Source organism: Plectonema cf. radiosum LEGE 06105 (assembly GCF_015207665.1).
In the GTDB taxonomy this organism is placed as follows: domain Bacteria; phylum Cyanobacteriota; class Cyanobacteriia; order Cyanobacteriales; family Nostocaceae; genus Rivularia; species Rivularia radiosa_A.
This window is the reverse complement of record NZ_JADEWL010000201.1, coordinates 1-9,704: the sequence shown is the minus strand read 5'-3', so window position 1 is coordinate 9,704 and position 9,704 is coordinate 1. Positions and strand designations below refer to the sequence as shown.

The following is a 9,704-nucleotide window of genomic DNA, read 5'->3' as shown; positions in this document are numbered from 1 at the left end:
GCCAAAGTAGCGATAAAGCTAGGTTTAGAACTTAGTGGAATCAGTAGGGTGTCTTTGATAGCACCATTGAAAGTTCGTTTGTGGACTCTTCAAGAATCCCCCGGCTTCTAGCCGTGGGGAGTATCAACTCAATTGTAAGTGTTGTAAAATTAATCTACAAACGTCGGTTGCTTTAATAGAGTCAGAATTGAGTAATTCAGTTTTTTTACTAATGAATAAAGGTGCAACATCGGGGGTGGGAGGAATGCATCCGTGGGAACCTTTGACTAAAGAAGCATCTAAAGGAATTACATCCATTAAATAGCGAAAACCCAGCTTTTTCTTTAGCAGTTTTGACCCGATTTTAAGTTTAGGAAATTTGAGTTTGGGGTCAACAAATAATTCTACGGGGTCATAACCTGGTTTACGATGAATATCTACGGTTCTGGCAAAGTCTGGAGCGTTTTTATCGTCAAGCCAATAATAATAAGTAAACCATGAATCGGGTTTAGCAACTGCAACTAATTCACCACTACGAGAATGATTCAAATGATGAACTGATTTGCTTGTTTCGTCTAAAATATAGTCAATTCCCTCGATTTCTTCTAACAAACTTCTAACTTGAGGAATATAGTCTGTATCATTGACATAAACATGAGCAATTTGATGGTCTGCTACAGCGAAAGCTTTACTAGCACCAGCATCGAGAAGTTCTCTTCCTTCTTCATCGCGAATAGCTAATAAGCCTTTTGAACGCAATATTCTATTAATATGAATCGGTTGAGAAACGGATGTAATCCCATATTCTGATAATACGATAACAGAAGCATCACGCTGTTCATAAAAATTAATTAAGTCGCCGCATACTGCATCTATTTCTTGTAATTCTTTGGCTATTTTATCTTGGTCTGGACCAAATTTTTGTAAACAGTAATCTAGATGCGGTAGATAAATTAAAGTTAAATTAGGATTGCAATTTTCTTCTACCCATTTTGATGAATTTGCTATCCATTGTGTAGATTCAATCGATGCAGTTGGTCCCCAAAAGTTAAATAGAGGAAATTGACCGAACTTTGCTTGTAATTGATTGCGGAAATTACTTGGTTGAGTGTAAATATCAGGGATTTTTCGACCATCAGCAGGATACATTGGTCGGGGAGTTACTGCATAATCAACTGAGGAGTACATATTGTACCACCAAAACATATTAGCGCAGATAAAAGATGAATCAAATTCCCGTGCTATATCCCATATTTTAGGTGATTGAACTAACTTATTTGATTGTTTCCAAAATTTAGTTTCACACTCATCTCTAAAATACCAACCGTTACCGACAATACCATGTTTGTCGGGCATTTTACCTGTCAAATAAGTTGCTTGTACCGAACAAGTAACCGCAGGTAATACAGGTTCTACCGTCGCAATTTTTCCAAGTTCAGCCCATTGCGAGAGCATTGGTGTATGCTTTCCTATAAGACTTGGTGTTAATCCAACTACGTTAATTACTACTGTTTTATTCATTTATATGTTGGTTGATAGTTGATAGTTATTGGTTGATAGTTATTGGTTGATAGTTGTTGGTTAATAGTTATTGGTTAATAGTTATTGGTTGATAGTTGTTGGTTAATAGTTGTTGGTTGATAGTTGTTGGTTGATAGTTGTTGGTTATTTATCCACTGTCAACTGTCAACTGTCAACTATCTACTAACCACTAACTGTCGAGCATTTGCTGTTTGCAATTTCCACAATACCCATTCATATTCACGCTGAATTGATGCTGCAATATCCACTTTCATGTTATGAGGTAATACTTCCCAGGTGTAGGTTTCAATTTCTAAATGATTACAAATATCGTTATTTTGTAATAATTCAAATACTGTAATAATATCGTCTTGAGTTGATTGTAATACCTGATAATCGTTGATAAATAGCGGTACATGAAAATGAGTCCGCCATTCGCAAGCTGTGGTTTCTTCAATAAAAGGTAAAGCTGTTGCTAAGTCTCGATAACGTTGCAGTTTTCCGTCTGGATAACGAGCAATTACTTGATGTAAATATGTAGATTCGGCAAAAGGCTCTAATCTTTCTTTAACTAAAATTCTTTTGCTTTTATCTTGCGGTAATTCGGCTTTTAATGCTGCACTAATTTGAATCTTTCCAATTTGAATTCCTGCTGCTTGAAATTGTTCAAAAACAGTAACAGGATTTTCATACTCGACAGCAAAATGGCAAGTGTCATAACAAATTCGCACGTGTTCAAGTAACAACACTTCGGCTGCTGCTTGGGGAATTCCCAAATTTTTAGCTAAATATGTTCCACCAATAGGTAATAAGTATTTTGAGAAATATTTTATTACTTCTTCGGAGTTTTCAATCAATCCATCTGGTTCTGGTTCTAAGTTTAAATGCAGTACTTTATCCGTTGCTGCGCGGATACGCACCATTTGCGCTACTACCTGGGCTATATAAATAGTCGCGCTACCAATTAGTTTTGCTTGAGAAAGTTGATTTCCCTCAAACCAAGGTTTATAGGATAAGGGTACTGTGGAAATGCTACCTTCGATTTCGTCGGGTAAAAGTTCGGTAAGAATTTGAGTTAATCGCAAGGTGTAGTCCAAACGCTCTTGTTTAGACCAATCTGGAGCATAAACTTTGTCTTTAACTACTTGTAAATGGAATCCACCATAAGGAAATCCATTCAGTGTAAAGACGTATAAATCATGTTCTTTTAACCACGATTTAAACTGTTCTAAATTCTTTCCTTGCAATAATTCTCTAGATGCAATATCAGCTATTCGCAACCCAATACCAAAAGGTTGATTTGGCGATAGTTTGGCTTTCAGAGATGGAATGTATTGCTTTAAATTAGCAAAAACTTGACTCCAATCTTCACCGGGGTGAATGTTGGTACAGTAGGTAAGATGTAAGTTTTTCGGAGAAATTTTCATGTTTATAGCTGTTTGTCAATTGCTTTGAGCGTAGTACGACTCGACGCGGGTAATAACAGTTTTGCGATTAGCTATATTTTCGCATTAGATAATAATGAAATTGCTTGTTGATATAAAGAAGTTTCTGCTACATGAACCTCAATTTCTTTTCCAATTCTTTGCAAAAGGGTTAAAGTCAATTCTCCACCCAAATGTTCGCGAAATTCGTTTAAGCCTCGAAACAAGCATCTTGGATGTTCTATTTCAGATTCTTCAGTTAATTCGGGAACGTATAAATCAAATCCTAGTATAGTTAAAGTACTCAGTATTTTTTGCCAGTCTGAATGGGGTAACATTCCTTGTAAATAGGAATAAGTGCTATCCAAAGCAATACCAATTGCCACCGCTTCTCCATGACGCAAGCGATAATCAGTTAATTGTTCGAGTTTATGAGCCGCCCAATGTCCAAAATCGAGGGGACGAGAAGAACCCATTTCAAAGGCATCACCGCTACTCGCAATATGTTGTAAATGCAACTGAGCGCATCGGTAAATTACCTGTTGCATTGCTTCCATATCCCGACGTGCTAAAAGTGCAGCATTATCGGAAATAAACTCGAAAAATTCCGCATCTCGAATCAATGCTACTTTCACAGCTTCAGCAATACCCGATCGCCAATCTCGTTCGTCAAGGCTATCAAGAAAATCAAAATCGTTTAAAACAGCGTAAGGTGGTGCAAAGCTTCCTAAAAAGTTCTTTTTACCAAAAGCGTTGATACCGTTTTTAACTCCAACAGCAGAATCATTTTGAGCTAATACTGTAGTAGGAATACGCATAAGGCGAATCCCTCTATGGGCTGTAGCCGCTGCATAGCCGACTAAATCGAGAACAGCACCACCACCGACAGCAATTAAATATGAGTGACGACAGATACCAGCCTTATCAACTAATTGATGAATATCTTCGAGCAAATAAGGATTATTTTTCGCTGCTTCACCACCGGGAACTACTAAGGGCGACTCACACAAAGTTAATATTTCAGAATGGCGATCGCAATATTCACGCAATTGTTCGAGCAACCCGTGTCGATGTTCTAGTAAACCACCATCCACAACTGCCACAACTTTTTTTGGCTTAGCTTCCCCATCTGAAGCAACAACTTGCGCTAACAGTGGATTGTCTAAATCAAAAATACCATTTGTGAAGTGAACCGCATAATTAAAAGTCACTTCAACACGTTGCTGAATTGGTTGTAAGCTAAATTTCGTATTTCTCTTTAGTTCTAATATCATAATTAATAGAAGGTTAAAGGTTAAAGGTTAAAGGTCAAAGGTTTAAGGTTTAAGGTTTAAGGTTTAAGGTTTAAGGTTAAAGGTTAAAGGTCAACTAACTCCTAACTCCTTAAACGCTTCAATAAACGCTTCTTTTGATTGAGAACCACTGATACTTATTTGATTCCCTTGATTGTTAATAATAAAAAACGGGACGCTGTTTATACCTAAATATCGAGCATTATCTGATTCTAAAACAATGGCATTGTAGGCAGTTTTATCATTTAATTGCTGTGATAATTCTGAAATATCCATTCCAGATGATTTAGCAATTGTTACTATTACATCAATATTTCCTAAATTCAAACCATCTTCAAAATAAGCTTTGTAAATTGCTTCTACAACTTGATTTTTAAGATTGGATGGAGCTAATTCAATTAGTCGATGAGAAAGAGTTGTATTAACAGCTAATTGCACGTTTTCAAAATTCAATGCTACACCAGCAGCTTTACCCATCAGCCGCGTGTAATCAAACATTTGCTGCAATTGTTGGGCTGACATTCCTTTTCGCTTTTGCATGAAATCGCGGAATTCATATCCTTCATTAGGAACGGAATTATCTAAAAGAAAAGGATGCCAACTAATATCTAGTTCTTCTTGTTTGGATTGTGAAAGAGCATCAAAAAGATGTTTTTTTCCAATTCGACACCAGGGACATACTGTATCATGAAATATATCTATTTGCATAGTTATTATTTGACAAATATACAATTACTTTAAAAAATTTGTGGTAGCGCTTTAGAGGATGTTTTAAAAGCTTAACCTGGCGACTAGAAGTCGCGCGGCAGTCGCTCATGGGGGAGACCCCCAAGACCGCGCTGCCTTGGCTACACTAACAAAACCCGCCTGCGCGGGTTGTAAATTTCTTAGCCCACCTTACGCTGGACTTTGCTTTTATAGTAGCGGTTTAAACCGCCAGATACTTTAGAGGATGTTTTAAAAGTTTAATACTTAACCTGGCGACTAGAAGTCGCGCGGCAGTCGCTCATGGGGGAGACCCCCAAGACCGCGCTGCCTTGGCTACACTAACAAAACCCGCCTGCACGGGTTGTAAATTTCTTAGCCCACCTTACGCTGGACTTTGCTTTTATAGTAGCGGTTTAAACCACCAGATACTGCTACGAGCCTTATGATTAACATTTATCCTAACTTGATATGAGCCTAAATAATTAAGAGCGTGTTTATAAATAAAATCATGTCATTCTGAGGAACGTTCAGAATCTAGGTTTTGCGGCGTAGTCGAGAGATGCTTCACTACGCTATCGCGGAGTTTACCCTTGAACGAAGTGAAGGGTTCAGCATGACAAATCGCGGTTTTTGCCGAATTTATAAACACCCTCTAAGTCGTAATCAAGATGTTTTCACTACCTTTTTTTTTGTTTTTATTTAGATTTTTTGATGGAGTCAGATTATTATTGATTAGATAATTGTTTACCTGTTCTTGTTCGCTTTTTTCTTCAAAATCTAGAACCTGATTAAAAAAGCTTTGAGTAGATTCAAACTCTCTAATTAATCCTTCTCTATCTTTTTGCTGTACAAGTTTAGCCAAACGACTGTAAGTTTCAGCAAGAGAAACTATCGCTTCACATCTTTCTTCAGTAGCCAACATAATATCCGCACTCAAATGCGAACTTTGAGCAAATAAACGCTTGAGAATATCAATTTCTTGACGATAGGTAGGACTCGACATTGATAAACTACGCTGAATATCGATATTTTCTTCAGCTAAGAATACACCCAAACTAAATCGAGCAAAATGGCGCATTGCTTGAATAACTACCATCATCTTATCGTGTTCTTGAGGTGTAGATTCTACTAACTTACTACCTTTAGCTGCAAAGAAATCTAACAACCATTCAAACTTATCATCATCTCGTCCCGAACATACCACTACAATCTGTTCTGCAAAAGATTTAACTTTGGGACCGAACATCGGATGTAAACCGATTACGGCACCTTTATGATATTCCAACATTGCTTTGAGTGGTTCAGTTTTGATGCTAGTAATATCTGCTATTGCTGTAGTCGGTTTAAGATATTGAGCAGCACGCTGAATTACCTCTACTGTTCGTTCGATGGGGACCGAAATTAATACTAAATCGGCATCACCAAGTAATTCATCCGCACGTAACCAATCTTCGTTTCCAAAAGCGCTAACTTGATGACCAAATGATGAAAGTTCCCTAGCAAAAAACTGCCCCATTTGCCCCCATCCGCCGATGATGGTAATTCGTCGAGATTCACTTTGATTATGTTCGTTAGAAGTCATAAAATATAATTGTTAATTTCTAATTAATGTAGCGATATTAAGACAAAAAAATGTCAGATGCCTTGAAATATACGTGAATTTAACGACTGTTTTAACGTGAAACTATTATTCAATAGACTTCTCATAAATAGCCGTCTCGAAAAGGGAAAGTGTAAGAAAAGTTCATTTTTCTAGGGTGAGAAGTCAGGTTTTTAGGTTAAATATCTGTCAGAAAAGATAATCATCCTAAAACCCGACTTCTTTGTCCAACTCACCTTAAATATTTCAGGAATAGCCGCGATGAACCGCACTAACCCGGGTGAATGTCACAATTTGTCTATGGTAGTTGACGCAACAAGTTCTTTAATCAAGGCGTTCATTTTTATATATTAATATTAATAAATAATTCACATAATCGACTTGATATATTATTATTTTATTGACTTATATTTATTTTTTAGATTACAAAAAAATATTTTATACAAATATAAATATAAATATAAATATAAAGAAAATATCTTACTATCTAAAAAAATGTAGTGGGAGCATCTTGCTCCCTATTATAGCAAATTTAAGTTGAGTCCAATACACTAAAACCTCACCCCCTCCCCTCTCCGATGCCTTGGAGAGGGGTTGCTTTGGGCGGGGTGAGGTAAAATTTGTATTGCACCTGAAAACCGCTATAATTTATTACCTAACTTTTAACTCCTAAGCTATCGCGCATTTAATTTGTATTTTTCTAATTTGTATTTTTCTAATTTGTATTTTTCTAGCGGGCAGGCTTGCCCTCGAACAAAGTGAAGGGATGCCCGCACTACAAAACTTGAAGAAAATTTGAATATACAAATTAAACGCTTTTTAGCTTAACTCCCAACTCCCAACTCCCAACTCCTAACTCCTAACTCCTAACTCCTAACTCCCAACTCCTTTTCCATCGCTGGTAATAAACGAGGTACCTTGTAAGAAATAGCTTGAGAGAAAACAACTTCGTAAGAGATTAATGCTTGTTCAAAAGAATAGCGTTCAACAGCAAATTTTCTAGCTTTTTCACCAAGTTTTTTAGTTAATTCAGGATTGCTATATAAACTCATAATTGCAGCAGCTAAATCTGGAGGTGATTCTGGTGCGACAACTACACCACCACCGCTTTGTCTAACTGCACGTGCTGCGGTACCAGAACCCGGAACTGAAGCAATAATTGGGCTTCCTGAAGCTAATAACAAAGGTATTTTAGAAGGCATATTAAACGAAATTACATTACATTTTTGCACAACTAAACCCACATCAGCAGCCGCTAACATTTCCGGTAATCTTTCTCGCGGTTGTAAAGGCAGTAACAAAACATTATCTGCACCACAAGTTAAACAATATTTTTGTAATCTTTTCAAAGCTTTTGATTCACCCGCAATTACAAAAGCAATTTCTGAAATATGACTCAATGATGCTGCTGTTTCAATTACCGTTTCTAAACCTTGAGTTAGAGCAATATTTCCCGAATAAAGTACTACAAATTTATTCTCAAGTTGATGAATATCTTTCCAAATTTTGGCTTTTTGTGGTAAAGGACGAATAAAATTTATATCTACCCAATTAGGAATACAAGCAATCTTATTAATTGGTACTTTCTTATTAACTAAATTTTTTACAAATCCATCAGCAATTACGCTAATAGTATGAGCTTTTTTATAGGCAAATTTTTCTAAAGCTTCCAGAACGCGAATCATGAATTTATTTTGCAATAATCCAGTTTTTATCGCAGCTTCTGGTAATATATCTTGTACATTTAACACTACCGGACAATTATAAAACCAACCCAAGAAAGTCGCAGGTAATGAAACCAACAATGGTGGAACAGTTAAAAGAATAACATCTGGTCTCCAACCATTTATAGCTTGCGGTAAACTTGTGAATACAAAGCTTAATTCTAATAGCAACCTATCAATTAAATTGGGTTTGGATTTAATTCTTAAATAACAACGTTGAACAGTTACACCATTTTTCTCTTCTGTAACATACCACTTACCCCGATATTCTTCATAAATCTCACGCTGGGGATAATTTGGCATTCCTGTAATCACCCGTACCTGATGTCCTTTTTTAACTAATCCTTCCGCAAGTTCAGTCATTAAAGGAGCAATTCCAATGGGTTCGGGATGATAATTATAAGAATAAATTAGAATCTGCATTTATAAATAATTGGTAATTGGTAATTGGTAATAGGTAATTGGTAATTGGTAATTGGGCATAACTATTATTAACTCCTAACTCCTAACTCTTAACTCCTAACTTTTTTATTTTTAAGTGACTGCGAATAAACGTGCTAGCGCCATAGACAAAGGTAATAAACTTAACACGATTAAGCCATAGTTCAAGCCAGTAAAACTACAACTAAGCGTTGCATCTAATACTATAAGGGATAAAACGCCTGAGCGCACTGCTGTACGTATATTCTCGGCGCTTGGTTGACTCACCGCTTTGATGAAAGGCAGTAATACACGCCAACTCAGTAAAATCACGAATGGAACTACTGCTATAAAGTAAGATTTATTTAACCAACCCAGCCCCAAAAGTCCAATAATCACCGCACCCATTAATACTAAAGCTACAATACCCGTACTCCGTTTACCACCATGTACTTCACCTTGGCTAATAGCTGTAATCGCAGCAATGTAAGTAATCGGAATTAAAGCCAAATACCAACTTTCCCTTAACATTGGCGAAAAAATACTTATTCCCAACATTAGATTACCACCGCGACAAATCCCCATATTTAAAGGACCCAAAAACCTGTGGTGTTTTCCGTAAGCATCATAAAGTAAAGCCCCAGCAGCAACCCCAATCGCGATCGCCATACTCAATACCGAAACTTGAGCCGCAGCAACTACACCCACACTCAAAAGTATACTTCCGAAAATAGTTGCTCCTAATAAAGAAGCTCTACCACTAGGAATCGGTCTTTCTGGTCTTTCCTTGGCATCTAATTCCGCATCAAATACATCATTAAATACAACCCCACCACCGTATAAACCAGTAGTAGCTAGAAGTAACCAGACAACAGGTATCGGATTAACCAAAACCGCGAAACCCGCAGATGCAACACCCGCTAACACATCCGCCCAAGCAGTAATAATATTAGCAGGTCGCGTTAATTGTAAATACGCCCAAAGGCGGTTAGTGTTTAAAGTTGCTACATTCATAATTTATGGAAAGGGATGGGGA

7 protein-coding genes are annotated in these 9,704 nt (G+C 37.0%); all 7 read right to left on the bottom strand.

Features of this window, described 5'->3' with window-relative positions; all coding sequences use genetic code 11:
• Positions 1 to 123 precede the first annotated feature (123 nt).
• The gene (locus IQ247_RS29770) at positions 124 to 1,500 is read right to left on the bottom strand and encodes an alkaline phosphatase family protein (RefSeq protein WP_193925524.1); all 1,377 of its coding nucleotides are present in this window, start codon (positions 1,498 to 1,500) and stop codon (positions 124 to 126) included.
• A gap of 176 nt (positions 1,501 to 1,676) precedes the next feature.
• Complete coding sequence (gene eboE / locus IQ247_RS29765; protein WP_193925522.1) at positions 1,677 to 2,927, bottom strand: metabolite traffic protein EboE; 1,251 nt, start codon at positions 2,925 to 2,927, stop codon at positions 1,677 to 1,679.
• 71 nt (positions 2,928 to 2,998) lie between these two features.
• Entirely contained in the window at positions 2,999 to 4,198 is a 1,200-nt protein-coding gene (locus IQ247_RS29760) for a 3-dehydroquinate synthase (RefSeq protein WP_193925520.1), read from the bottom strand.
• A gap of 90 nt (positions 4,199 to 4,288) precedes the next feature.
• The gene (locus IQ247_RS29755) at positions 4,289 to 4,924 is read right to left on the bottom strand and encodes a DsbA family oxidoreductase (RefSeq protein ID WP_193925518.1); all 636 of its coding nucleotides are present in this window, start codon (positions 4,922 to 4,924) and stop codon (positions 4,289 to 4,291) included.
• A 652-nt stretch (positions 4,925 to 5,576) separates the two neighbouring features.
• Entirely contained in the window at positions 5,577 to 6,506 is a 930-nt protein-coding gene (gene tyrA, locus IQ247_RS29750) for a bifunctional chorismate mutase/prephenate dehydrogenase (RefSeq protein WP_193925516.1), read from the bottom strand.
• An 884-nt stretch (positions 6,507 to 7,390) separates the two neighbouring features.
• Positions 7,391 to 8,671, bottom strand: a complete 1,281-nt coding sequence (locus tag IQ247_RS29745) for a glycosyltransferase family 4 protein (RefSeq protein WP_193925514.1) — start codon at positions 8,669 to 8,671, stop codon at positions 7,391 to 7,393.
• A gap of 111 nt (positions 8,672 to 8,782) precedes the next feature.
• Positions 8,783 to 9,682 (bottom strand): UbiA-like protein EboC, encoded by a 900-nt coding sequence (gene eboC / locus IQ247_RS29740; RefSeq protein ID WP_193925512.1) that lies wholly within the window; start codon positions 9,680 to 9,682, stop codon positions 8,783 to 8,785.
• Between the last annotated feature and the right edge of the window lie 22 nt (positions 9,683 to 9,704).

Bases quoted from the DNA above. Each gene is read 5' to 3' on its own strand.
- IQ247_RS29760 (WP_193925520.1), bottom strand. From the start codon at position 4,198: ATGATATTAGAACTAAAGAGAAATACGAAATTTAGCTTACAACCAATT.
- IQ247_RS29745 (WP_193925514.1), bottom strand. From the start codon at position 8,671: ATGCAGATTCTAATTTATTCTTATAATTATCATCCCGAACCCATTGGA.
- IQ247_RS29770 (WP_193925524.1), bottom strand. From the start codon at position 1,500: ATGAATAAAACAGTAGTAATTAACGTAGTTGGATTAACACCAAGTCTT.
- IQ247_RS29755 (WP_193925518.1), bottom strand. From the start codon at position 4,924: ATGCAAATAGATATATTTCATGATACAGTATGTCCCTGGTGTCGAATT.
- eboE (WP_193925522.1), bottom strand. From the start codon at position 2,927: ATGAAAATTTCTCCGAAAAACTTACATCTTACCTACTGTACCAACATT.
- tyrA (WP_193925516.1), bottom strand. From the start codon at position 6,506: ATGACTTCTAACGAACATAATCAAAGTGAATCTCGACGAATTACCATC.
- eboC (WP_193925512.1), bottom strand. From the start codon at position 9,682: ATGAATGTAGCAACTTTAAACACTAACCGCCTTTGGGCGTATTTACAA.